19 protein-coding genes and 4 pseudogenes are annotated in these 22,604 nt (G+C 64.5%); 5 read left to right on the forward strand and 18 right to left on the reverse strand.

Features of this window, described 5'->3' with window-relative positions; translation table 11 throughout:
• Positions 1 to 43: 43 nt before the first annotated feature.
• The 9 genes and pseudogenes from MCHLDSM_RS34450 to MCHLDSM_RS34475 form a co-directional block, all read right to left on the reverse strand.
• Positions 44 to 3,142, reverse strand: coding sequence for an AfsR/SARP family transcriptional regulator (locus MCHLDSM_RS34450; RefSeq protein ID WP_158023751.1), 3,099 nt, complete (start codon positions 3,140 to 3,142; stop codon positions 44 to 46).
• Between the two features lie 18 nt (positions 3,143 to 3,160).
• Positions 3,161 to 4,240: a hypothetical protein gene (locus MCHLDSM_RS34455; RefSeq protein ID WP_053083172.1), complete on the reverse strand. Its 1,080-nt coding sequence runs from the start codon at positions 4,238 to 4,240 to the stop codon at positions 3,161 to 3,163.
• 26 nt (positions 4,241 to 4,266) lie between these two features.
• Positions 4,267 to 5,061 carry an SDR family NAD(P)-dependent oxidoreductase gene (locus tag MCHLDSM_RS34460; RefSeq protein ID WP_048474258.1) on the reverse strand — a complete coding sequence of 265 codons (795 nt, stop codon included), beginning with the start codon at positions 5,059 to 5,061 and terminating at the stop codon, positions 4,267 to 4,269.
• A gap of 59 nt (positions 5,062 to 5,120) precedes the next feature.
• Positions 5,121 to 5,702 (reverse strand): flavin reductase family protein, encoded by a 582-nt coding sequence (locus MCHLDSM_RS34465; protein ID WP_082169219.1) that lies wholly within the window; start codon positions 5,700 to 5,702, stop codon positions 5,121 to 5,123.
• 26 nt (positions 5,703 to 5,728) lie between these two features.
• On the reverse strand, positions 5,729 to 6,796 hold the full coding sequence (locus tag MCHLDSM_RS34470) for a 4-hydroxyphenylacetate 3-hydroxylase C-terminal domain-containing protein (protein WP_131722728.1): 1,068 nt from the start codon (positions 6,794 to 6,796) through the stop codon (positions 5,729 to 5,731).
• Between the two features lie 92 nt (positions 6,797 to 6,888).
• Positions 6,889 to 7,149: pseudogene (locus tag MCHLDSM_RS40005) on the reverse strand (2,4,6-trichlorophenol monooxygenase); the annotation flags it as partial.
• Positions 7,150 to 7,172: 23 nt separating this feature from the next.
• On the reverse strand, positions 7,173 to 7,274 hold a 102-nt coding region (locus tag MCHLDSM_RS40705), incomplete at its 5' end, for a hypothetical protein (RefSeq protein WP_459542937.1).
• A 1-nt stretch (position 7,275) separates the two neighbouring features.
• Positions 7,276 to 7,451 (reverse strand): annotated as a pseudogene (locus MCHLDSM_RS40010) (4-hydroxyphenylacetate 3-hydroxylase N-terminal domain-containing protein); the annotation flags it as partial.
• Positions 7,452 to 7,479: 28 nt separating this feature from the next.
• A complete protein-coding gene (locus MCHLDSM_RS34475) occupies positions 7,480 to 7,875 on the reverse strand; it encodes a RidA family protein (RefSeq protein ID WP_048474259.1) in 396 nt (131 codons plus the stop codon).
• 629 nt (positions 7,876 to 8,504) lie between these two features.
• Here MCHLDSM_RS34475 and MCHLDSM_RS34480 point away from each other — a divergent pair.
• The 4 genes from MCHLDSM_RS34480 to MCHLDSM_RS36865 all read left to right on the forward strand — a co-directional run bounded on the left by MCHLDSM_RS34480 (position 8,505) and on the right by MCHLDSM_RS36865 (position 11,999).
• Positions 8,505 to 8,894 (forward strand): YybH family protein, encoded by a 390-nt coding sequence (locus MCHLDSM_RS34480; RefSeq protein WP_048474260.1) that lies wholly within the window; start codon positions 8,505 to 8,507, stop codon positions 8,892 to 8,894.
• Positions 8,895 to 9,394: 500 nt separating this feature from the next.
• Complete coding sequence (locus tag MCHLDSM_RS35255) at positions 9,395 to 10,435, forward strand: AraC family transcriptional regulator (protein ID WP_082169220.1); 1,041 nt, start codon at positions 9,395 to 9,397, stop codon at positions 10,433 to 10,435.
• Between the two features lie 442 nt (positions 10,436 to 10,877).
• A complete protein-coding gene (locus MCHLDSM_RS36860; RefSeq protein WP_131722729.1) occupies positions 10,878 to 11,246 on the forward strand; it encodes a cytochrome P450 family protein in 369 nt (122 codons plus the stop codon).
• The gene (locus MCHLDSM_RS36865) at positions 11,247 to 11,999 is read left to right on the forward strand and encodes a cytochrome P450 (RefSeq protein WP_234714291.1); all 753 of its coding nucleotides are present in this window, start codon (positions 11,247 to 11,249) and stop codon (positions 11,997 to 11,999) included. It abuts the gene before it with no gap.
• A gap of 316 nt (positions 12,000 to 12,315) precedes the next feature.
• On the opposite strand, the gene MCHLDSM_RS40625 is transcribed toward MCHLDSM_RS36865, so the two are convergent.
• From MCHLDSM_RS40625 to MCHLDSM_RS34530, 9 genes and pseudogenes are all read right to left on the reverse strand, one after another.
• Positions 12,316 to 13,383: a 4-hydroxyphenylacetate 3-hydroxylase C-terminal domain-containing protein gene (locus MCHLDSM_RS40625; RefSeq protein WP_053083176.1), complete on the reverse strand. Its 1,068-nt coding sequence runs from the start codon at positions 13,381 to 13,383 to the stop codon at positions 12,316 to 12,318.
• Between the two features lie 92 nt (positions 13,384 to 13,475).
• A pseudogene (locus MCHLDSM_RS40630) lies at positions 13,476 to 13,888 on the reverse strand (4-hydroxyphenylacetate 3-hydroxylase N-terminal domain-containing protein); the annotation flags it as partial.
• A gap of 25 nt (positions 13,889 to 13,913) precedes the next feature.
• Positions 13,914 to 14,293: pseudogene (locus MCHLDSM_RS40270) on the reverse strand (4-hydroxyphenylacetate 3-hydroxylase N-terminal domain-containing protein); the annotation flags it as partial.
• Positions 14,294 to 14,555: 262 nt separating this feature from the next.
• Positions 14,556 to 15,053, reverse strand: a complete 498-nt coding sequence (locus MCHLDSM_RS34505) for a MarR family winged helix-turn-helix transcriptional regulator (protein WP_048474262.1) — start codon at positions 15,051 to 15,053, stop codon at positions 14,556 to 14,558.
• 13 nt (positions 15,054 to 15,066) lie between these two features.
• Positions 15,067 to 15,897 (reverse strand): formate dehydrogenase accessory sulfurtransferase FdhD, encoded by an 831-nt coding sequence (fdhD, locus tag MCHLDSM_RS34510; protein ID WP_048474263.1) that lies wholly within the window; start codon positions 15,895 to 15,897, stop codon positions 15,067 to 15,069.
• Positions 15,885 to 16,121, reverse strand: coding sequence for a formate dehydrogenase subunit delta (locus MCHLDSM_RS34515; RefSeq protein WP_048474264.1), 237 nt, complete (start codon positions 16,119 to 16,121; stop codon positions 15,885 to 15,887). The genes fdhD and MCHLDSM_RS34515 overlap by 13 nt, the downstream gene beginning before the upstream one ends.
• Positions 16,122 to 16,123: 2 nt before the next feature.
• Positions 16,124 to 18,952, reverse strand: a complete 2,829-nt coding sequence (gene fdhF / locus MCHLDSM_RS34520) for a formate dehydrogenase subunit alpha (RefSeq protein ID WP_048474265.1) — start codon at positions 18,950 to 18,952, stop codon at positions 16,124 to 16,126.
• On the reverse strand, positions 18,952 to 20,502 hold the full coding sequence (locus tag MCHLDSM_RS34525; RefSeq protein WP_048474266.1) for a formate dehydrogenase beta subunit: 1,551 nt from the start codon (positions 20,500 to 20,502) through the stop codon (positions 18,952 to 18,954). The genes fdhF and MCHLDSM_RS34525 overlap by 1 nt, the downstream gene beginning before the upstream one ends.
• A complete protein-coding gene (locus MCHLDSM_RS34530; protein ID WP_234714292.1) occupies positions 20,499 to 20,939 on the reverse strand; it encodes an NADH-quinone oxidoreductase subunit NuoE family protein in 441 nt (146 codons plus the stop codon). The genes MCHLDSM_RS34525 and MCHLDSM_RS34530 overlap by 4 nt, the downstream gene beginning before the upstream one ends.
• Positions 20,940 to 21,563: 624 nt before the next feature.
• Here MCHLDSM_RS34530 and MCHLDSM_RS34535 point away from each other — a divergent pair.
• Complete coding sequence (locus tag MCHLDSM_RS34535; RefSeq protein ID WP_234714293.1) at positions 21,564 to 22,556, forward strand: glutathione S-transferase family protein; 993 nt, start codon at positions 21,564 to 21,566, stop codon at positions 22,554 to 22,556.
• The last annotated feature ends 48 nt before the right edge of the window (positions 22,557 to 22,604 follow it).

Genomic DNA, 22,604 nt, shown 5'->3' on the forward strand with positions numbered 1-22,604 from the left:
ACCGTCGCGGGCCGCAGTTTATCGGGATTGCCGGGTTTTGAGTTCATGTCTGGTGGAGGCGTTCGAATAGCTCGACAACGTCTTGAGAGGGTCCGACGCCGATCTGCTCCATCGCCGAGCGGTAGCAGCGGTAGCGTCGGACCAGGGTCTGGGAGTCGCCGAAGGCGTTGGCGGTGAGGATGGATAGCCGCCACGCCTCTTCTTGGTACTCGTCTTCGCGTAGCACCGCTTCGACGAGGTCGTCGGCATCAACGAAGTGGCCCAGGTCGTAGGCGAGCTCGGCGGCGCTGAGTTGTGCGGCGCTGATGCGGTCGGCCAGTTCCTGGCGGCGCCCGACGATCCATTCGGAATCCGAATCAGCGAAATAGGAGCCCGCCGCGGCGAGTTCCAGCGCGGCGCGCAGCGCCGACAGCTTGTCCTCGCCATGCAAGAGGGCACCTTGGTCGAGGAGGGCGCACACGGTCAGCGAGTCACAGGTCACTTCGTCGGGTGCGGGCAGCAGAATACGGTTGCCCTCTGTGCGCGGAGCGAGCGCCTCGGGGAGCACCTCACGCAGCCGATACAGCGCTTGACGTAGGTAGCTGCGGGTCGAGTCGTTAGCGCGGCCGCCGAACAGTGCGTCGAGCACCTGGCTGCGGGCGGCCTCCGCGGTGGGCTGTTGGCGCAGGAACGCGAGAAGCTCAAGGCTTTTGCCGATCCGCGGCCGCTGGGCCGTGCCGTCGACGGTGAGCGAGACTTGGCCGAGATCCTTCAATACGACGCGGTGTGTGGGTCCGGCAGAGCGGATCCTGGAGTGCGCGCGACAGCTGCGTCCCAACGCGTGCCAGGCCGATCGTCGCTCGGGTTCGGCGTCGAGTCGCCGTGAGAGCACGGCGGGAACGTCGTCGAGGGCTTGCAGCAGGATGTGATTTGACCCGTGCCGTGCGGCCGCGGTCAACGCGAGGTCGGCGGCTCGGTCGGCGGCGTCTTCGCGGCCGCAACGCCACTCGGCTTCGGCAAGGTAGATCGCCGCGGTCGGCAGCTCCAACATGCGGTCGCCGCGGCGCATGCTACGCACAGCCGCGGTCAACCGGCGCCGCGCGTCCTCGTCCTGACCGAGCAGGAGCTGGGCGTAGCCGGCCCACATGTCGGCGATTTCAAGAACGAAGGGGTAGCTGGTGGCCTGCGGGCGCATCGCTTCCAGGGTGGCCATCGCCGCGGGCGCATCCTGGTCGAGACGCAGATGCAGTTTGGCCTCGGCGACCTGGGTGAGCAGTGTGTTGGGGATGGATCCGCGCTCGGCGGCCAGTTCCCGCGCCTTCTGCAGCTGGGCAAAGGCGTCGTCGCGGCGGCCGAGGTCGAGGAAGAGATCCGGGCCGGCCACAACTTGTAACCACACGCTGCCAGGGTCGTCATCGCCGGCTGCCTGGAACATCTCAAGGGCTCGGTCGAGTTGGCCGCTGGCGCGTAAGGCGCTGGCTTGCACCGACACTCCCATCGCGCGGGCCCATGGTGAAGAGAATGTGGCGGACAGGATCGTGTGTAGGAACCCGCGAAAGTAGTGCACCCGCATCAGCATGCCGTCATACGGTCCGCCGTCAGGTGCGATCGGGACGGGCAGGGGGGCTGCGGCGTCGGAGCTGAAGGCCAGGATGGCCGCGGCGATCTGCACGGTACGGTCGCTGGGTCGCAGCGACAGTATCGTGCGGGCGTCTTCGAGCCGGCCGGTTTGCCAGTACGCCCAGGCCAACATGCCATCCAGCGGGGTCTCGTGGCGTGAGGTGACATCGACCGGCGCCGTTTCGGAGAGCAAACCCAGGCTGTCGCCGATGGCGGCCGCACGCGCGGAGTGCTCGCGGCCCATGGCGACCATGAACTCGGCGATCGACAGCGTGGTGCTCGGTGCGTCGGTGGTGTGCAGCAGCTCAAGCCACTGCTCAGCGACATCGAAACGCAGCCCGTCGATCTCCCCGTCGATCGCCTCGCGGGCGCTGCGTGCGGCCCGGTCGAGCTGGCGGGCCTTGATGTACTGCTGCACGGCTTCGTCGCGGCGACCCTCTTGCAAGAGCAACCCGCCGTAGCGGGATCGCAGATCGCCTTCCTCGGCGCTGCCGGCCAGGCGCCCGAGAAGATAGTCGCGGAACCGCGGATGGGCCCGCATGATTTGGCCGGCCTGGCTCCAGCTCACCGGCAGGGGTTTGGCTGCCAGATGGGCCAGCAACGACGAGGGGTCGGTCTGGCCGAGTTCCCTGGCCGCGTCGGCGGTGACCTGGGTGAGCAGTGACGTCGCGATCAGAAAGCGCTGCTCGTCCTCATCCAGGATGGGCATGATGTGTTTGGTGTAGAACACGGTCAGGTCGCGTGCCGGCCCGGTCGCCGCCGACCCGGGTCGCTGGCGGGCCTCGGCGAGTACTCCGGTGATCCAGCCCCCGTGGGCGTCGACGATCCGGTTGACATCGGCGAGGTCTTCAACGTTGCGGCCCAGGACGGTTGCGGCTTCCTCCGTCGAAATGGCCAGCTCCGTGTCCCCAATAGTGGCCAGGAAGCCCGGGGGCAGCTTCTCGTCGAGGTCATCGATGATATTGCGGCGGCTGATCAACACGATCCGCAGGCTGGGCGGGGCGAAGCGGGTGAATCCCCCGATCACTTGGCGTGCAGGGTCAAGGTCGTGGAGCCGTTCGAGATCGTCGAAGACGACCACCAGTGGTCGACCGTGGGCGGCCTCGGCGAGTAGGCCGGCGACATCGCGGGTGGCCTGCCGAGGGCGCGCAGCGGCGCAGATCCCGCGGACTGTGTCTAGCTGGGTTGCCATGGCGGTTTCCAGGTCGGTCAACAGCCGCCACGGGTCGGTGTCGCCGCGGTCCAGCGAGAGCCAGATCACCGGGTCCGGCAGATGCGCGGCCGCGTGGACCATTGCGGTCGTCTTGCCGGCGCCGGCGGTGGCGCTGATCGCCAGCACCTGATGGGTGTGCAGCATCCCGCTGAGCACAGCGGTCAACCTGCTGCGTTCGACCACTCCGGAAGCAAGGCCGGGCGTCGTGATGCGCCGACTTACCGTCTGCGGCGTCGCCTCCGGTAGCGGCTGGGGCTTGAGGGTAGACAACGCTGGACGCACATCGGTGGGCGACGCGGTGAGCGCCGCCACGTCTGTGCGGGTATCCATCATGTGTCCTCGTAGCTTTCAGCCCGCGCGTGCCTCAAGGATCTGGCGGTGCAGTTTGATGAGCGCGGGCACCTGCCAGGCCGGTCGACGTCCCCAGCCGCACTCGGTGGCGATACCGAAGTCCTGACGGAACTTCGCCGCGGCATCCCATCGCAGCACTCCGCCCTCAAGTCCATCATGCTCGTGGACCAGGCCGAGGAACGGTTTAGGGCCCGGGCGTAGGAATTGCAATGGGGCAAAGTAGGCGTCGTCGGCCCGGTCGGCGGGCACAGCCATGTGCACGAAATCCACTGGCCGTCCGGAAGACTCCGCGGCGACGTTGCTCATCGTCACCGACACCGCCAAGTTTTCAGGATTCTTCATGTGCTTGTGCCCCAGATCGCCGTAGCACAGGTGGTAGCCCAGCAACACTTCTGGCGGGATGGCGGATGACATCCGGGCACACATCGCCCGGAAGCGTTCAAGAGGCGGCTCGCCGCCGGGCAGGGTCCAGGGCGCCGCTTCTTCGACGTCCAGGATCTCCCAGCAAGTGTCCCACTGGATCGTCAGCTGGTCATGCGGGACGGTGTCGAGCACCGCCGCCAACTCGCGCTGCAGCGCCGTCGTATAGGCGTCGATCGCCTGGCGCAGATGCTCAGGGTTGGGGAAAAACCAGCTAGCTGCGCTTTCGGGTAACGGGAGGCTGACTTGGAAACGCGCCGAAGACGGCACGATGCCAGCTGCCTTGAGTTCGCGGAATGTGTCGTAGGACTCGGCGGCTGTTCGGGCGTAGCCGATGTCGTCGAGATGCAAGGTTTCGCCGTCGCGGACCGCGAAGAGCCAGAAGTCGTCGAATCCTGATGGCCGCCAGTTGTAGTCGGGTTGCGGTCGCTGGATGGTGGCCAGTTGCGGATGCCCGTCTAAAACCCGGTAGGCCTGATAGATGATCCACATCGAGCGGTCGCCCACCTCGCCGTCGGGGATCCCGACGGCGACGTCGCCGAGCCCTCCCCCGCAGTACTTGATGACTTCCTCGGTGGAGTACAGCGGGACGCTGCCGGTGAGCAACACGCCGGCTTGCGACATGCGGTCGGTGGGTGTGATCTGCGAGTTCGACATGGTTGTCATCCTGTCAGCGAGTTGCCTCAGATGACGGCTTTATCCATTCCGCCGTCGACGCCGAGGACCTGTCCGGTGACGTAGCTGGCCTGCGGGGACGCCAGGAAAGCGACCACCGCGGCGACCTCACTCTCGGTGCCCCAGCGTCCGAGACCGATACCCATTCCCTTGGTCATGCCGTCGCGAACATCGTCAGCGGATCGGCCTTGGGCTTGGGCCATGCCGCTGAGGCGCTGCTGCCAGCCCTCGGTGTCACACAGACCAGGTGAGACCGCGTTGACCAGGATGTGTCGGGGGGCTAGCTCGCCGGCCAGGTAGCTGGTGAACGCCACGACCCCGGCGTTGACGACACCGGTGATCGCGCCGCCAGGGATGGGGACGCGGGCGGCCTGCCCAGCGATGCCGATGATCCGTCCCGTCCCATCCTCGGGCAGGTGAGGGATCGCCGCGCGGCTGATCCGCCACATCCCCAGCAGCTTGGACTGCAGGGCTCCGAGAAGCACGTCGTCGTCGCTCTCGGCGATCGGCGTCGGCCGCAGCTGGGGTCCGGCGTTGTTGACCACGACGTCGAGACGGCCCGCCCAATCGACCACCGAGGTGACGGCGGCGTCGACGGCGGCACGGTCTGTGAGATCGGCAGTGACCGTGAGGGTGTTCTCACCACCACCGAGACGTTTGTTCGCGTTCTCCAGCGCCTGCGCGTCCCGCGCGAGCAGAGCGACCTTCAAACCGTCCCCGAGTAGCCGCTCCGCGACGGCATAACCGATACCGCGCGATGCCCCCGTGACCAGCGCAACCCGGGCGTCTGTAGCTGTGCTCATAGGTGATGTCTCCTAATTGTTGTCGGCGTTGAAGTGGGTGGGATCGGCGGCCTGGCGGCTCACCAGAAGGTCCAGTCGTGGAAATCTCCGATATTCGCCCACTGCCCCACCGCCGGCTGCGCATCTGAGCTGGGAAACCGTTCGGTCCGGCGGTATCGCCCACCGCAATACACCAGGGGGTCGATGTCGTCGCGCAGCACGATGCGGTGGATGCGCCCGACGAAGATCGAGTGATCTCCTCCGGGGTGCACCGCCTCAAGGGTGCAGTCGAAATGCACGGCAACGTCTGCGAGAGCCGGACTGGATGTGGTGGAAGCGTCCATGCACAGATGCGCGATGTCCTTGGAGGAACCGCGGCGCGCGCAGTGGTCGGAGATCGACGACTGATCCTCGGCGAGCACGTTGACCCCGAAGCAGCCCGCCTCGACAAGCAGATCGTGGCTGCGGGCGCGGCGGTCAACATTGAACATCAGCAGCGGCGGGTCCGCCGACAACGAGCTCAGCGAGCTGACGGTGATGCCCACGACTGTGTCCCCGTAGGGCACTGACACAATCGACACCCCACTGGGTAGCTGGCTAAACGCCGCCCGGAATGTCGCCAAATCCGGTTCACGAGCGGTGCGGGACAGGGTCATAGGCATGAGATCTCCTCGGTGTGGGTGGATAGTCAGGGGGTAGCCGAGGCCAGGTTGGCCGGCCGGTCGATGCGCTTGATGTAGTCGGGCTGTGCGTCCGTCTCGGTGTCGGCGGCTTCGATGCCGCACAGCTGACGGGCGAAGTCGACGGCTTCCCCAGCCGGGGTTTGGTACCAGCGCATCATGTTCAGGAACCGGATCATGCGCAGCGGGGTGGCTTGGAAGTTGTCGAACATCTGCTGACGAGTGCCCCACTCGGTGAGGAACAGGTCGTGGATCACCCGGGCCATCTTGATGCGGTCATAACCGTTGCCGTGCGCGCCGGTGACCGTGGGCTCCATCCACTTGCGCAGCTTCTCGTCGTGCCACTGACCTTCAGAGGGGTACATCAGCGCCACCCGACCACACAGGTCGAGCAGTTCCTGGATCATCGCCGGGTAATGCTCGAGGTAGTAGGCGCGCCCCGTGTCGACGGTCTGTGGATCCGGTTTGAACTGGCCGCCGGGGGTGATGAAACCGAACTCCTCGGAGGCGACGACCGAGGCCCGAAGGATCGAGTGGAATTCGATGAACTTCGCCAGCCGGACCTTGACCTCCGGAATCTGGAAGGTGCCCAAGCTGTCGGCCATGGCCATGGCCAGCCCGAGCATCAGCTCCGCACGCACGGCGGCCCGCACCAGGATGTAGTACTGGTGCCAGTCGAAAACGCGGATCGGGTAAAGCACGGCGTGCTCGACGTTTCGCACGTGGAACACACAGTCCCACGGGATCAGAACGTCCTCGATGATCGCCGCGCAATCCAGCTCGTCACCCATCGCAGCGAGCGGGTGATTGGCGGCGTCGTCGTTCACATACGCCTCTCGCGCAACGATTGTGACACCAGGAGTGTTGGTGGGGATCACGCCGAAGATCACCTGATCCGGTGGTAGGCCCGGGCGGAAGAACACCCCGAGGTGCAGCCATTGCGCGAAAGCTGCGCTCGTGCCGACGGGCTTGACACCGCGCACCAGGATGCCTTCGTCGTTTTCGTCCACGATGGTCAGCGCCGGCGAGGCCGCGGACCCATGCTCGCTTCGATCGGTTTGCGGGTCGATGAACATGGCCGAGGTGTAGATGTCCTCGTCGGCGAAGAACGCCCATTTGTCGCGGATGTTTTGGGCCAGCGGCCGCCCTTCGGTGCCGATCGACTGCNGATGAACATGGCCGAGGTGTAGATGTCCTCGTCGGCGAAGAACGCCCATTTGTCGCGGATGTTTTGGGCCAGCGGCCGCCCTTCGGTGCCGATCGACTGCGTCTCCCAGGGCTCGGGATCATCAATGTAGGTCAGCAGCACCGCGTTGCTGGAATCAGGCATCCGGGAAAACGAGGTGCCGCCGACCTCGCGCATCATCGTCTCGTAGTAGGTGCGGCGGCGACGCAGCTCTTCCTTGGTGGAGGGGATGAACCAGTCCATGGAGCGACGTACACCGGCCTCGTCTACGAAGGTGGTGCGGTCTTGAAATTCCGGGTCGTGGTGCAGGTCGTAGAACTTCGCGATCGCCTCGACGTAGCCCTTGGTCTTCGGGTGGCTGGCGAGGTNACGAAGGTGGTGCGGTCTTGAAATTCCGGGTCGTGGTGCAGGTCGTAGAACTTCGCGATCGCCTCGACGTAGCCCTTGGTCTTCGGGTGGCTGGCGAGGTCCTCGATGAGTTCGTCGCCGACCCACACTCGACGACCGTCGTCAAGCGAGGCGATGAATTCGGCTCCTGTGCGCATGGTTTTCCTTCAGTTCGTGTTGATCCGCTCAACGCGAAGATGGGACGGCGATCGCTTCGATTTCGAAGAGCAGACCGGGGATGGCGAACGCCTTCGGCGCGTAGAGGGTGCTGGCGGGCCGCTGCGGCAGGTATTTCTCGCGCAGCCCGCGGTAGGTCGCCGCATCGGAGGGCTCGGAGACGAGGACCTGGACCTTGACCACGTCGCCGAGTTTGGCCCCGGCTGCCGTTAGCACGGCGCTCAGATTCTCTAGGGCCTGCGTGGCCTGGGCTTCAAAGCCCTCCAGCAGCTTGCCTGACGGATCGATACCTACTTGACCTGCGACGTAGACAACACCGCCTGCGACGACCGCATGTGAGTAGGTGTTAGCCGGTGGAGCATGAACACCATCAGGCAGCAGAAACTCGGGCTTTCCGTCGGTCATCTCAACCCTTTCGGCAGGTGCGGCGTCGTGGCTTAAAACGTGACGTAAGTCTCGCAATCTAGGCGTGAGCGAGCCGTTAACGCTGAACGGCGGGTAGTTGATAACGCCCCGCCAATAGACCCGACGTCAAAAAGCGTCGTCTAGCGGAGCGGCGCACCCATACGCCGGGCCTGGCCTTGATGAAAGGTGCGCTTCGGATCGATCCGGCCTGGTCCCTGGGTGTGCAGAATTCAGTGCTCGCCTGCGTGGTCGAGCTGGTCGGCCGCCAGATCTGCTCCAGCGACCGTGGGGCCGGCGTTGAACAGTCGAGTTGTGGATGCCAAGGCCCATCCCGTGGGGGCTATCTCACTCACTGGGCGGTCCGGCGACCATGTTCAACACCGCTGTCGAAGCCACGTGGCGAGCCGCGGTCATGGACGCGGCCGGTTTAGCCAGTTCACGATTGATCGATATTGCGCCGTCTCGGACATGATGAGGTTGTCGAATTCGCCGTCGGGCTCCCGGCCGCAACGACGTTCACGGCTTGCTCACGTACGGCGAGGACACTCATCGCTCGTCGAATGGTGTAGGCCGCCAGCCGCGCCGGTCGGCTCTTCATCCACCCTGCTGGAACCGGAAGTGGGCCGATCATGAACGATCCCGCCGCACCCTCCAAGAACCTCAATCATCGCTGGACCGACGCGTTCAACGCCGGTGACCTGCGTCTGTTGATGACGATGTACGAACCGGACGCGGTGGTCGTCCCGAATCCCGGCGCGGAACCGGTCCAGGGACACGATGCGATCGAGGCGGTAATACGAAAGTTCCTCGCCATGGGTGGACAGCTGCGCACCACCCCGCGGCCCTGGATCATCCGTGGCGACATCGCACTCAGCAGCATGGACTACGTCATGGACGGCGGCCACGACGAGGACGGCAACCCCGTCGATCTTCGGGGCATCACCACCGAAGTCGCGCGTCGCCAAGCCGACGGAACCTGGAAGTACGTCATTGACCAGCCCTTCATGAGCGAGGGCTGAGCAGGCACGGGACCGCGGCCGGCTCGTCATCCCGCGGCCTCGTTGCCTGCCGGACTGATCCGGGACTTCCTGTTGGCCTTCAACTCATCGGTCGCAGATACGACGAGAATCTGATGACGGCATGTGCGCCGTTCGAGTGGGCTCGAGCGGGGTCCGAGCATTACCGGCTCTGTGAGCAGCGACCGCTGCGGGCTTGAAGACCGGCGCGGCGGCCAACGAGGGCCTGTTCCGGATCGCTGCTTGCTTGCACGCTCAAGCCTTGCTTGCACGCTCAAGCAGCGTTTAGTGTGGAGGCGCCCGTCTGCGCGTACTTCAGGTCGCCGTGTGGGTCGTGATGGTGGTCATCGTGACGTAGTTGGTGCAGCGCGGAGAAGAGATGTGACGCTTCAACCACGCGCTCGACGCAGAAGTTTCGGCTGTGTGTCGTTGCTCGGCCGGGTAGGCGGCGTCGATTCGCCGTCGGGCGATCGGCGGGGTCCCGCCGGACTCGCTAGGAGCACATGATCGTGACCGTCGAACCTTTGTCGCGTTGGGCGCTGATACGTTCGACGTCGGTCGGTGAGTGTGAGCGAAGCGCGGCCGCACTGCTGGCTGAACACCGGCTTCATATCCCAGAAACTGCTAAACTGAACGCCTCGGTTAATGGCATATCCGTCGGCGGAGTATCGCTGTTCTACATGTCTTATCGTGCTCACCTGAAGGTGACTGCCCCACCGCTGGCCGCCTTCATGGCGGTCTGCGTGCCGCTGGAAGGCAGTTTGGAACTTCGTCAGGGCCGCACCCGCTTTGAGGCGCGGGCGGGCCGAGGCGCCGTGCTGCTCTCGTTCGACGAGCCATTCGAGATGCGGTGGAGCCCAGATTTGTCGATGTTCTGCTACAGAATTGACGTCTCGACGCTGAGGGATTTCGCGACGACGCTCGACTCGCCCGCCGACAATCAGCTCACTTTTGCGCGTGAGGTCACCGACCTTCGCGTCGTCGAAAGCCTGCGCGGCTGCGCGCGGGTGACTGAACTTGCTGTCGCTCAATGTATTCCGGGCCAAAGTATTGCTCCCTCGTTGGCCGCTCGGCTACGCGATCACATCCTGCTCACCACGCTGGTTGCCCAGCCGAATAGTTGGCGGCCTGAATTCATGGCGAAAGACTTCGGCGGCGGGCGCGCCGCGATATCGGCGGCGGTCGACTACATCGAAGCCCACCCCCTGTCAGCGACGCCGAACGCTGTCGCCATAAGTACCTGTATGAGCCTGCGTGCGCTGCAGGAGAATTTCAGACGCTCCCTGGGGACAACGCCGCATGCCTACATCCTCAAGACGCGGTTGCGACGTGCTCATGAAGAGCTTCAGGCCGCGGACCCGGGGTTGGGCGCCACAGTCACCGATGTGGCACGACGGTGGGGCTTTACCAACGTCGGCCGGTTCGCCGACCGGTACGCACGAACCTATGGACAGACACCGTCGCAAACACTGCGCGGCACGCGTCGTGGCGACAGATCGAGTAAGGGCGCTAGATTGATACACACCGAGCATGGATGCGGCTGAGACCGGTTTCTTGATTTGCGACTACGGATCTGCTTGGCATCGCGTCCGAGTCCGGTCGACTCCAGCCAGCCGAGCAGACAGTGTCGCCGCTCTCGCCGCGGACACACCGCGGCAAACCCGAGTTATGGACGTTTCGCGCAGGTTGGGTGGCCGAATTGCGCTGCCGCATTGCCTATCGCGGCGCAGCCGCTACCGTGGTACCACACGCTGAACGACATGACCGCCAGGGCATACGCTGCACAGATGTGGAGCGGATGTGGTTGTGCCCGAGAGGTTTTCAGTTTGTAAAGTTCAACGAAGCAGCCCTGAGGCCACCTGCACACTGTCCGATTCCCCTGGGAGGATTTAGTCGACCATGAATGCCGGCAGGACGAACATCGGTGACCGATCAACGAACTTCGACCACATGAATTCGACCGTACCCGCATCGCAGCTGCGCCAGATGTACGCGTCGATGCGGGAGGGCTGTCCGGTTGCCCATAGTGACCGTTACGGCGGATACGAGTATGTCAGCCGCTACGCCGACGTGAAGGCGATCATGGCCGACCCGGCGACATACACCTCCGGAGAAGGTGTGTTCATTCCCGACACCGGCCTACCTCGGCTGCCCGCTTTGGAATTCGACGCTCCCGAGCACACCACGATTCGCGCGATCATGTACAACCGGCTACTGACTCCGCGCGCGGTCCGGGCCTTTGAGCCGACGATTTCTGAGAGCGCCAACCGTCTCATTGACTCCTTCGCTGACCGCGGAACTGCAGACCTGGCACCGGAGTTCGCCGAACAGTTGCCTGCGATCGTGGTAGGTTAGATGGTCGGGCTTGACTTCGACGAATCCGTTGAGGTGCGCCACATCGCGATAACGATGTTCGACAGCATCGGAACTACTGATTTTCCAGCGAACATGGACGCGTTCGTCGCGTTTTACACCGACAAGCTGCGAGCGCGTAGAGTCGCTCCCCGTGATGATTACTTGACGATGTTGGCTCACGGTGAGGTCGACGGCGTCGCGGTCGATGAACCAACGGTCAACGGAATCATGGTTGCGTTTCTCCTGGCGGGTCATCACTCCACAGCGACCGGCATCGCAGGGCTTCTTGGGCATGTGCTCGTCGAAGCGGGTCTGCGAGACCGGGTTGCTGCCGATTCGAAGTTGCTGTCTCGCGTCATTGAGGAAAGCTTGCGTCTGGTTACGCCGCTTCAGTTCTTCGCACGGACGGTTCATGGGACGGCGATGCTTGGTGGTGTGGCGCTCGAGGAGGGCACTCGGGTGATGATGAACCTTGCCGCGGCCAATCGTGATGGGCGGCAGTTCGATGAACCTGATCGGTTCAATCCCCAGCGCTCGCCGAACCCTCACGTCGCGTTCGGGGGTGGCTTGCATGTGTGCGTGGGGCACAATCTGGCGCGTGCTGAAATGCGCGTGGCTGTCAGGGAACTGCTGAGGCGGCTGCCCGATGTTCGGCTCGTGGGTGAGGTCACCGTGGCTGGCATGCAGTCGGGTCAGTTGATGCCCGTGACGTCGGTGCCCGTCGAATTCACTGCCGAGCCCGTGCGATCATGATGCTAGTGATCCGCCCGTCGAGTGGGGATGTTGCGGCCACGAACCGGACCATCAACGTTCTTCGTTGACCGCGAGGCAGATCCCGCGAACCTCAGCCTGTTTCGTTTCGACTGTGGGGTCGAGGGCAGCAAAGATCGATGCACCGGACAGTATCGATCCGTCGCTCGCAAGAGCCGATTTCACCACACAGTGTGCACCGTATCGATACCCGGTGGGTAGCTGACTGAACGCTCGGCGGGCAGGGCCACCAAGACTGTCTTTCACCGCCGTGCCGGCCCGCGGGCGGGCTCATCCGCCCGCGGGACCGGTCGGCTTCTTAGGTTGCGGCGCCCGCCGGTGCGGCGGCGCGGTCGATGCGGCGGATGTAGGCCGGCTGTGCGTCGATTGCAGTTTCGGCCTTCTCGATACCGCACACCTGGCGGGCGAAGTCGATGTGGTCGCCAGTGGGGGTTTGGTAGAAGCGCATCATGTTCAGGAACCGGATCATGCGCAGCGGGGTGGATTGGAAGTTGTCGAACATCTGCTGACGAGTGCCCCACTCGGTGAGGAACAGGTCGTGGATCACCCGGGCCATCTTGATGCGGTCATAGCCGTCTCCGTGCGCGCCGGTGACCGTGGGCTCCATCCACTTGCGCAGCTTCTCGTCGTTCCACTGACCTTCAGAGGGGTACATCAGTGCCACCCGACCACACAGGTCGAGCAGTTCCTGGATCATTGCCGGGTAATGCTCGAGGAAGTAGGCGCGCCCGGTGTCGACGCGCAGTGGTGCCGGTTTGAACTGGCCGCCGGGGGTGATGAACCCGTGCTCCTCGGCGGCAAGGACCGCTGCCTGCAGAATGTGTTGGAATTCAACGAATTTCGCCAGCCGGACTTTGACCTCGGGAATCTCGTAGGTGCCTAGGCTGTTGGCCATGGCCATGGCCAGCCCGACCATCAGCTCGGCGCGCACGGCGGCCCGCACCAGGACGTAGTACTGGTGCCAGTCGAAGACGCGCTTTGGGTACAGCATGGCGTGTTCGACGTTCCGGACGTGGAACACACAGTCCCACGGGATCAGAACGTTCTCGATGATGGCCGCGGAGTCGAGTTCGTCGCCCATCGCTGCCATTGGGTGGTTGGCGGCGTCGTCGTTGACGTAGGACTCGCGGGACACGATCGTGACACCGGGCGTATTGGTGGGGATGACCCCGAAGATCACCTGATCCGGCGGCAGACCCGGGCGGAAGAACACCCCGAGGTGCAGCCACTGGGCAAACGCTGCGCTGGTGCCGACGGGCTTCACCCCGTTCACGATGATGCCTTCGTCGGTTTCTCCCACGATCGTCAGTGCGGGTGAGGGGCCTGATCCGTCGCCGCCGCGATCGGTTTGCGGGTCGATGAACATGGCCGAGGTGTAGATGTCCTCGTCGGCGAAGAACGCCCATTTGTCGCGGATGTTTTGGGCCAGCGGCCGCCCTTCGGTGCCGATCGACTGGNATGAACATGGCCGAGGTGTAGATGTCCTCGTCGGCGAAGAACGCCCATTTGTCGCGGATGTTTTGGGCCAGCGGCCGCCCTTCGGTGCCGATCGACTGGGTTTCCCAGGGCTCGGGATCATCGATGTAGGTCAGCAGCACTGCGTTGCTGGAATCGGGCATGCGAGAGAAGGCGGTGCCGCCGACTTCGCGCATCATGGTCTCGTAAAACGCCCGCCGCTGGCGCAACTCCTCCTTGGTACGGGGAATGAACCAAACCCGGGAGCGACGTACACCGGCCTCGTCGACGAAGGTGGTGCGGTCTTGAAATTCCGGGTCGTGGTGCAGGTCGTAGAACTTCGCGATCGCCTCGACGTAGCCCTTGGTCTTCGGGTGGGTGGCGAGGTCCTCGATGAGTTCGTCGCCGACCCACACTCGACGACCGTCGTCAAGCGAGGCNACGAAGGTGGTGCGGTCTTGAAATTCCGGGTCGTGGTGCAGGTCGTAGAACTTCGCGATCGCCTCGACGTAGCCCTTGGTCTTCGGGTGGGTGGCGAGGTCCTCGATGAGTTCGTCGCCGACCCACACTCGACGACCGTCGTTGAGCGAGGCGATGAATTCGGCTCCTGTGCGCATAATTTTCCTTTTGGTTGTGTATCCCGGTTCACCGGGAAGAGGGAACAGTGATCGCTTCGACGTCGAGCAGCGATCTCGGGATAGCGAATGGGTTCGGCGTGTAGCGACTACCTCGCGGCCGCTGCGCCATGCCAGCACGATGCTCATCGGGGTGCCGCCTGACGTGCCGGCGACGTAGCCGAGTCCGGTCGCCCATGGCCGCATGCGAGTCGGTGTGGGCGGCTGACGCGTGGACGCTGTCGGGCGGTAGAGGTTGGAGCTTTCTGGTGTCGCTCGTCATCTCGGCCCCCTTTCAGCTGTTGCGGAGTTGCGGTTCGAATGTGATGAAAGCCTCGCAACGGTGCGTGAGTGCGGCGTTAACGGTGTGGGCCGACATGTGATAACGGTGCAGGCGGCCGTGTCGGTGAATGTGGTGTCGGCAGGCTCAGCCCACGGCTTGTGGCTGTAGCCGCGCTCGGCAGACCTGCTAGCCCGTGAGCTCGGCTCCCACCTGTGCCTGCCGATCGGCAGCTGTCGTCATCTGGCCGAGAATGCGCACAACCACCTGGGTTGCTAGCCACAACGCCGTCTGATCGTCTCGACACACAGCGGGCAACAACTCAGCGATGCGCTGTCGCCATCTGTTGGTGCGCGCATCACAGAAACGGCGGCCGGTCTCGCCGATCATGACCAACGACGCTCGGCCGTCGTCGGGATCAGTCGAACGCTCCAGCAGCCCTTGACCTTCCATACGCTGTACGAGTTGGGTCATTCCCGATTGACTGACGCCCTCGGCCGAAGCGAGTGCTGTTAAGCGCATCGGGCCTTGGCGGTTGAGTCGGTTCAATACCAGCGTCGCGCTCACGCTGAGACCGTCGCGGTCGCTCAGGTAGCGCCACAGCATGTCGGTGCTGAGGTCGATCATCTCGGCGATCGCGTCGGGAACGTCGGGGATTGCTCGTTCTACGGGGTGTTTCGACTCCATCTCCGTTGCCTCACTAGACCCGTTCTGGTTGCAGACGCTCAGAGCCGGCGTAGACGTTCATTGAGCTACCCCGAAGGAAGCCGACGAGCGTCAGGCCGTTGTCGATTGCGAGGTCAACGGCCAACGACGAAGGGGCCGATACGGCGGCCAGCATCGGGATCCCGGCCATGAGGGCTTTTTGCACCAGTTCGAAGGAGGCGCGGCCGCTGACCATCAGGATGGTCGCGCGCAGCGGTAGCTGTCCGCGGCGCAATGCCTGGCCGATGACCTTGTCCACGGCATTGTGTCGGCCCACGTCCTCGCGCAGGCAGAGCAGTTCGCCCCGGGCGTTGAACAAGCCAGCGGCGTGCAGCCCACCGGTGCTGTCGAAGACTTTCTGAGCGGCGCGCAGTCTCTGGGGCAGAGCAGTCAGGGTGTGGGGCGCAATTGTGAGCGCGTCCTTGTCGACGCGCCATCGCGCAGAGGTGCGCACCGCGTCCAGGCTGGCTTTGCCGCACAGCCCGCACGAGGAGGTGGTGTAGAAGTTGCGTTCCAGCGACGCATCGGGCGCCGCCACGCCGGGGGCCAGGCTGACATCGACGATGTTGTAAGTATTGATGCCGTCGACGGCTCCTGCGCAGTAGCGGATCTGGGCGAGGTGATCCGGTGAGGACACCACGCCCTCGCTGACGAGGAAACCGGCCGCTAGGTCGAAGTCCTGACCCGGTGTGCGCATAGTGACGGTGAGCGCGCGTCCACCGACGCGGATCTCGAGGGGTTCTTCGGCGGCCAGGGAGTCGGGGCGGCGGGAGTACTGGCCGTCATGGATGCGCAGTACCGGCCGCCGTGCGGTCACCCGCCCCATGGTTTGAGCGGGCGACCATGCTCGACCAAGTTGGCGGCGGCCGCGATGAGGGCATCGCAGTTGTCGCCGGCTTGAGTTACTTGGTTGATTAACCGAGCGCGCATCCGTGGGTCCCAGAAGTTGAGGATATGCGTGGCGATCGCTGCGGCCCCGTGCTCCAGTGGCAGGTTGCGGAATTGGGCGGCGATCTCGTTGGCGAGCCTGATCTCGGCAGGAGCGGCCATTGTCACCTCGGTTCGCCGGAGCTGACGAGGGAATGTGCGTGCGCCTCTGGCGTGGCGGAACCGTTTGCGGATGGCCGCAGCGCGACTTGTACGGCGGTGACTTTGTATTCGGGGCAGTTGGTCGCCCAGTCCGAGTTGTCGGTGGTGACGACGTTGGCGCCGGTGGTGGGGTAATGGAAGGTCGTGTACACCACCCCGGGTGGCATTCGGTCCGAGATCAGGGCCCGCAGTGTCGTTTGGCCCGCTCTGCTGGTCATTGTCACCTGCGCTCCGTCGGTGACACCGCGCACTTCGGCGTCATGGGGATGAATCTCCAAGACATCTTCCTTGTGCCATAACACGTTTGGGGTGCGGCGAGTTTGTGCGCCCACGTTGTATTGGCTCAGGATACGGCCGGTGGTCAGGATCAGTGGGAACTTGCGGGTGGATCGTTCGGTCGTGGGAACGAACGTGGTGGGAATGAATTTGCCTTTGCCGCGGACGAATTCGTCGACATGCATGATCGGGGTTCCCTCGGGCGCTGCATCGTTGCAGGGCCACTGCACGCTGCCTAAGGTGTCCAGCTTGTCGAATGACACTCCGGCGAAAGTGGGTGTGACGGTGGCGATTTCGTCCATGATCTGGCTGGGATGATCGTAGGACATCGGATAGCCCATGGCTTGGGCGATCTCGCAGGGGATCTGCCATTCGTGCTTGCCTGTTCGGGGTGTCATCACCGGCCGTACTCGGTTGATCCGGCGTTCGGCGTTGGTGAAGGTGCCGTCCTTCTCCAGAAACGACGTGCCGGGCAGGAATACATGAGCGAATTTGGCGGTCTCGTTGAGAAACAGATCCTGTACGACGAGTAGTTCCAAGGCCGCCAGCGCGGCGTGAACGTGGTTGGTGTTGGGGTCGGACTGCGCGATGTCTTCGCCTTGGACGTAGAGGCCACGGAATGATCCGTCGATGGAGGAATCGAACATGTTTGGGATCCGCAGCCCGGGCTCGGCCAGCAATGGCCGCTGCCATAGCGACTCGAATACGCCGCGCACCGTGTCGTCGGAGACGTGTCGGTAGCCGGGTAGTTCGTGCGGGAAGGATCCCATGTCGCAGGAGCCTTGGACGTTGTTCTGGCCGCGCAGCGGATTGATCCCGACCCCGTCATGGCCGATGTTGCCGGTGGCCATGGCCAGGTTGGCCATTCCAATCACCATGGTCGAGCCCTGGCTGTGCTCGGTGACGCCCAGTCCGTAGTAGATGGCGGCGTTGCCGCCCGTCGCGTACAGCCGTGCCGCGGCTCGGACGTCGTCAGCGGGAACACCGGTGATGGCCTCGGTGGCCTCTGGGCTGTGCTCCGGTTGGGCGATGAATTGCGCCCACTGCTGGAAGCCTTCGCAGCGGGCATCGACGAACTCCTGGTTGACCAGCCCCTCGGTGACCACGACGTGGGCCAGCGCGTTGACGATCGCGACGTTGGTTCCCGGGTTGAGTCGCAGATGGTGTTGGGCCTCGATGTGCGGCGAGCGGACCAGGTCGATGCTGCGGGGGTCGATGACCACCAGTTTGGCCCCGTCGCGCAGCCGGCGCTTCATCCGGGAGGCGAAGACCGGGTGTGCATCGGTGGGGTTGGCGCCGATCACCAGGATGACGTCTGACTTCGCGACGGACCGGAAGTCCTGGGTGCCCGCGGATTCGCCGAGCGTTTGTTTGAGGCCGTAGCCCGTCGGTGAGTGGCACACCCGGGCGCAGGTGTCGACGTTGTTGTTGCCGAATGCGGCGCGCACCATCTTCTGCACCACGTAGACCTCTTCGTTGGTGCAGCGCGACGAGGTGATCCCGCCGATGGCGCCGGTCCCGTAGCGCTGCTGGATGTCGCGCATCCGGGCGGCGACGTAGCTGATGGCGGTGTCCCAGTCCACCACCTGCCATTCGTCGCTGATGTGCTCGCGGATCATCGGTTCGAGCATGCGGTCGGGGTGGGTGGCGTAGCCGAACGCGAACCGTCCCTTGACACACGAGTGGCCCTCGTTGGCGCCGCCGGCCTTGCTGGGCACCATCCGGACCAGTTCGTCGCCACGTAGTTCGGCCTTGAATGAGCAGCCGACGCCGCAGTATGCACACGTCGTTTCGACGGTGCGGGTCGGGATGCCCAGATTGACGACGGATTTTTCTTGCAGTGTCGAGGTCGGGCAGGCTTGCACACATGCGCCGCAGGACACGCATTCGGAGTCGGCGAACAGCTCGCCGGCACCGGCGGACACTTTGGAGTCGAAGCCGCGTCCTTCGATGGTGAGCGCGAAGGTGCCTTGGATTTCGCCGCATGCGCGCACACAGCGCGAGCAGGCGATGCATTTCGAGGGGTCGAAGTCGAAATAGGGGTTGCTGTGGTCGGTTTCGAGGTCGAGGTGGTTGTGGCCGTCGGCGCCGTAGCGGACTTGACGCAGCCCGACCACGCCGGCCATGTCTTGCAGTTCACAGTCGCCGTTGGCGGGGCAGGTCAGGCAGTCCAGCGGGTGATCGGAAATGTAGAGTTCCATGACGCCCTGGCGCAGCTTTTCCAGCTTGGGTGTCTGGGTGTGCACCGTCATCCCGTCGGTGACCGGGGTGGTGCACGAGGCGGGGGTGCCGCGCCGGCCATCGATTTCGACCAGGCACAGCCGGCAGGAGCCGAAGGCGTCCAGACTGTCGGTGGCACACAATTTGGGGATGTTGACTCCGGCCAGCGCGGCCGCCCGCAGCACCGAGGTGCCCTCCCCTACGGTCACTGGCATGCCGTCGATCTCCACCGTGACCGGCGCGGCGTCGACCGCGGGGGCCGGGGTACCGAGATCGCAATCTTTGATGAGCGTCATCATGCGTCCTTCGTGTTTCGAGCGGTGAAATCGTCGGGGAAGTGCAGCAGGGCGCTGCGCACGGGATTAGGGGTCAAGCCGCCCATCGCGCACAGGGATCCCTCCGTCATCACCTCGCAGAGGTCGTTCAACAGGGCGAGATTGCCGTCGGTGTCCTGACCGGCGACGATGCGGTCGATGACTTCTACGCCGCGCACCGCACCCATGCGGCACGGGGTGCATTTGCCGCAGGATTCCTCGGCGCAGAACTCCATGGCGAAGCGCGCCATCGCGGCCATGTCCACGGTGTCGTCGAATACCACGATGCCGCCGTGTCCGAGCATCGCGTCGGTGCTGGCGAAGGTTTCGTAGTCGGTGGCGATGTCGAGGTGCGAGCCGGGGATGTAGGCGCCCAGCGGGCCGCCGACCTGTACGGCGCGCACCGGTCGACCGGAGCGGGTGCCGCCGCCGTACTCGTTGACCAGCTCGGCGAGCGAGATCCCGAACGCGGTCTCGAATACGCCGCCGCGGGCGACGTTGCCGCTGAGTTGGAACACTTGGGTGCCGCGGGAGCGCTGCACGCCCAGTGCGGCGTAGGCCTTCGCGCCGCCGGCGAGGATCGTGGGCACACTGACCAGGGTGAGCACGTTGTTGACCACGGTGGGTTTGCCGAAGAGTCCCGTGATGGCCGGAATCGGGGGTTTGGCGCGGACCATGCCGCGCTTGCCTTCCAGGCTTTCCAGCATCGAGGTCTCTTCGCCACAGATGTAGGCCCCGCCGCCGACCCGCAGGAAGATGTCGAAGCTGAACCCCGAGTCCAGGATGTTGTCGCCGAGCCACCCTTGGGCGCGGGCAACCTCCAGGGCCCGAGTGAGCACCGCGGCAGCGTCGGGGTACTCCGAGCGCAGATAGATGTAGCCTTCGGCCGCGCCGACGGCGTAGCCGGCGATCGTCATCCCTTCCAGAAGGGCGAAGGGGTCACCTTCCAGCACGACACGGTCCGCGAAGGTGCCGCTGTCCCCCTCGTCGGCGTTGCAGCAGACGAATTTCGTCTCTGCGGAGGCCTCGGCGACGGTCTTCCACTTGATACCCGCCGGAAACCCCGCACCGCCGCGGCCGCGCAGCCCCGACTCGGTCACTTCGGACACCACGTCGGACGGCTCCAAGTCCAGGGCGCGGCGCAGGCCGGCCAGACCGCCGTGGTTGACGTAATCAGACGGCGATACCGGATCGGTGACGCCGACACGCGCGAGACACAGACGTTGCTGGTCGCGCATCCACGGTAGATCCTCAATGACACCTCGGCACAGTGCGTGCGGGGCGCCGTCGAGCATTCCGGCTGCGATGAGATCGCCGATGTCCTCGGCGTTGACGGGACCGTATCCCACTCGGCCTCGGTCGGTGTCGACCTCGACGAGCGGCTCGAGCCACAGCATTCCGCGTGTTCCGTTGCGCACCAGTGTGATGTGTTTGCCGGCCAGGGCCGCTTCGCGCTCCAGCGCGACGGCCACTTCGTGTGCCCCTACCGAGGCCGCCGCGGAGTCGCCGGGCACGTACACCGTCGTGGTCATGACGCCTGCGCCTGCACGATGGCCAGCACGCGATCGGTATCGAGCCGACCATGCACCTGGCCGTTGATTTGGGCGGACGGCCCGAGTGCGCAGTTGCCCAAGCAGAAGACCTGATCGAATGTGGTCGACCCATCATCGGCGGTTTGGCCGACCTTCACCCCGAGCGCGCGTTCAAGGGCGGCCACCAGCTGCTCGGCACCCACCGATTGGCAGGCCTCGGCGCGGCACACCCGAATGGTGGTCCGGCCAGGGGGCTCGCGCCGAAAGTCCCGGTAGAACGTCACCACGCCGTGAACATCGGCTCGTGACAGATTCAGCTCGGTGGCCAGCAGCGGGATCACCTCTTCGTCGATGTAGCCAGCGCGGTCCTGGATTGCTTGCAGGACCACCAGAAGCGGGGCGCGTAGGTGTCGATGCGCGTCGACGACGGAGCGCACCAGCTGCGCAAGGGGCGGCGTTGGGTGAGTCATCAGGTGTTTCCGGCGTGATAGTCGGGCTGTGTTGGTGTATCGGCGAGGTTCGGGGCTGCTCGCATCGTTGTCTCCTTAGCCCGGCTGGAAGCGTCCCCCACGTCAGCGCGCGAAGCGGCGGTGCCGCGGACGGGCCATCACAGGATTATTGCGTGCGCACGCAAGAAATGCCACCATCGTGTTTGAACATGTCTCTGAAGGGCGCTCAACGGTATGACGGGTACAGCGCGGTCGTTGCCGCCGCCGATGCTGTAGCCGCCAGGCAGCTGAATGTGTCCTCAGGGGTACGGACGATAGCCCGGTCAGCGTTAGGCCGGCGTGAGCACGCAATGTGAGGAGCCGGATTTCGCCGCCGTTCACGCAAGATGGGCACGATGGATGAGCGCGCCGGATCCCGACCCGGCGAGACGGGTCAACAATGAAATCGGATATCGGCCGAGCAGGCAGCCAACTCGGCGGGGCCCGGTCGAGCCGTAGAGGAGGAATCTCGATCATGGTAGTGCCAGTGCCACTAGTGACTTGGGGGTGCACGGGTGCGCGGCGCGACTGCACGGTGTGTGCGCCGCGCGGACGAGTGGCGTGGGTGGCTCTGTGAGCGGCGGCGAGTTCGACCGCGACACTAAATACATCACCACCCGCATCACCGTCGACGGCCGCGACGGCTACCCTGTCGAGCCCGGCCGATACCGGTTGATCGTGGCGCGGGCCTGCCCGTGGGCGAATCGCACGATTATCGTGAGACGGTTGTTGGGGCTCGAAGATGCGCTGTCGATCGGATTTTGCGGTCCCACCCACGACGTGCGCAGCTGGACCTTTGACCTCGACCCGGGCGGTGTGGACCCCGTGCTGAAGATCCCGCGGCTGCAGGACGCGTATTTCGCCCGTATCCCCAACTACCCCAAAGGCATCACGGTGCCGGCGATCGTCGATGTGCCGACTGGCCAGGTCGTTACCAACGATTTCGCCCAAATGACGCTGGACTTGTCCACCGAGTGGTCGGCGTTTCATCGCGAGGGCGCCCCGCAGCTGTACCCGGAACCGCTGCGCGCTGAAATCGACGATGTGATAGGGCGCATCTATACCGACGTCAACAACGGGGTGTACCGCTGCGGCTTCGCCAGCTCGCAGGACGCCTACGAGGAAGCCTATGACCGGCTGTTCACGGCGTTGGACTGGCTTTCGGCGCGACTCGAGAATCAGCGGTATCTGGTCGGTGAGACCATCACCGAAGCCGATATCCGGCTATTCACCACGTTGGTCCGCTTCGACGCGGTCTACCACGGCCACTTCAAGTGCAATCGCGCCAAGCTCACCGAGATGCCAGCGCTGTGGGCCTACGCGCGGGACCTGTTCCAGACCCCTGGATTCGGCGACACCGTCGATTTCGTGCAGACCAAACAGCACTACTACATCGTGCACACCAACATCAATCCGACCCAAATCGTGCCGAAGGGACCGGAACTGGCGAACTGGTTGACGCCCCATGGCCGGGAAGCGTTAGGAGGCCGGCCATTTGGTGATGGGACAGCACCGGGGCCGACGCGTGAGACTGAACGCGTTCCCGCCGGGCATGGGGCTGGGTGAGGGCGATATCCCATGCCCAGGATGACATCGGTGTCGCGGCTGACTCGT

This window comes from Mycolicibacterium chlorophenolicum (assembly GCF_001044235.1).
Classification (GTDB): domain Bacteria; phylum Actinomycetota; class Actinomycetes; order Mycobacteriales; family Mycobacteriaceae; genus Mycobacterium; species Mycobacterium chlorophenolicum.

What these genes read in the sequence shown, in the direction of transcription:
- fdhD (WP_048474263.1), bottom strand. Translation starts at nt 15,897, where the DNA reads ATGGGGCGGGTGACCGCACGGCGGCCGGTACTGCGCATCCATGACGGC.
- MCHLDSM_RS34470 (WP_131722728.1), bottom strand. Translation starts at nt 6,796, where the DNA reads ATGTTCATCGACCCGCAAACCGATCGAAGCGAGCATGGGTCCGCGGCC.
- MCHLDSM_RS35255 (WP_082169220.1), top strand. Translation starts at nt 9,395, where the DNA reads ATGATCGTGACCGTCGAACCTTTGTCGCGTTGGGCGCTGATACGTTCG.
- fdhF (WP_048474265.1), bottom strand. Translation starts at nt 18,952, where the DNA reads ATGACGCTCATCAAAGATTGCGATCTCGGTACCCCGGCCCCCGCGGTC.
- MCHLDSM_RS34515 (WP_048474264.1), bottom strand. Translation starts at nt 16,121, where the DNA reads ATGGCCGCTCCTGCCGAGATCAGGCTCGCCAACGAGATCGCCGCCCAA.
- MCHLDSM_RS34480 (WP_048474260.1), top strand. Translation starts at nt 8,505, where the DNA reads ATGAACGATCCCGCCGCACCCTCCAAGAACCTCAATCATCGCTGGACC.
- MCHLDSM_RS40625 (WP_053083176.1), bottom strand. Translation starts at nt 13,383, where the DNA reads ATGTTCATCGACCCGCAAACCGATCGCGGCGGCGACGGATCAGGCCCC.
- MCHLDSM_RS36860 (WP_131722729.1), top strand. Translation starts at nt 10,878, where the DNA reads ATGTACGCGTCGATGCGGGAGGGCTGTCCGGTTGCCCATAGTGACCGT.
- MCHLDSM_RS34450 (WP_158023751.1), bottom strand. Translation starts at nt 3,142, where the DNA reads ATGGATACCCGCACAGACGTGGCGGCGCTCACCGCGTCGCCCACCGAT.
- MCHLDSM_RS34525 (WP_048474266.1), bottom strand. Translation starts at nt 20,502, where the DNA reads ATGACCACGACGGTGTACGTGCCCGGCGACTCCGCGGCGGCCTCGGTA.
- MCHLDSM_RS34455 (WP_053083172.1), bottom strand. Translation starts at nt 4,240, where the DNA reads ATGTCGAACTCGCAGATCACACCCACCGACCGCATGTCGCAAGCCGGC.
- MCHLDSM_RS34460 (WP_048474258.1), bottom strand. Translation starts at nt 5,061, where the DNA reads ATGAGCACAGCTACAGACGCCCGGGTTGCGCTGGTCACGGGGGCATCG.
- MCHLDSM_RS34505 (WP_048474262.1), bottom strand. Translation starts at nt 15,053, where the DNA reads ATGGAGTCGAAACACCCCGTAGAACGAGCAATCCCCGACGTTCCCGAC.
- MCHLDSM_RS36865 (WP_234714291.1), top strand. Translation starts at nt 11,247, where the DNA reads ATGGTCGGGCTTGACTTCGACGAATCCGTTGAGGTGCGCCACATCGCG.
- MCHLDSM_RS34465 (WP_082169219.1), bottom strand. Translation starts at nt 5,702, where the DNA reads ATGCCTATGACCCTGTCCCGCACCGCTCGTGAACCGGATTTGGCGACA.
- MCHLDSM_RS34475 (WP_048474259.1), bottom strand. Translation starts at nt 7,875, where the DNA reads ATGACCGACGGAAAGCCCGAGTTTCTGCTGCCTGATGGTGTTCATGCT.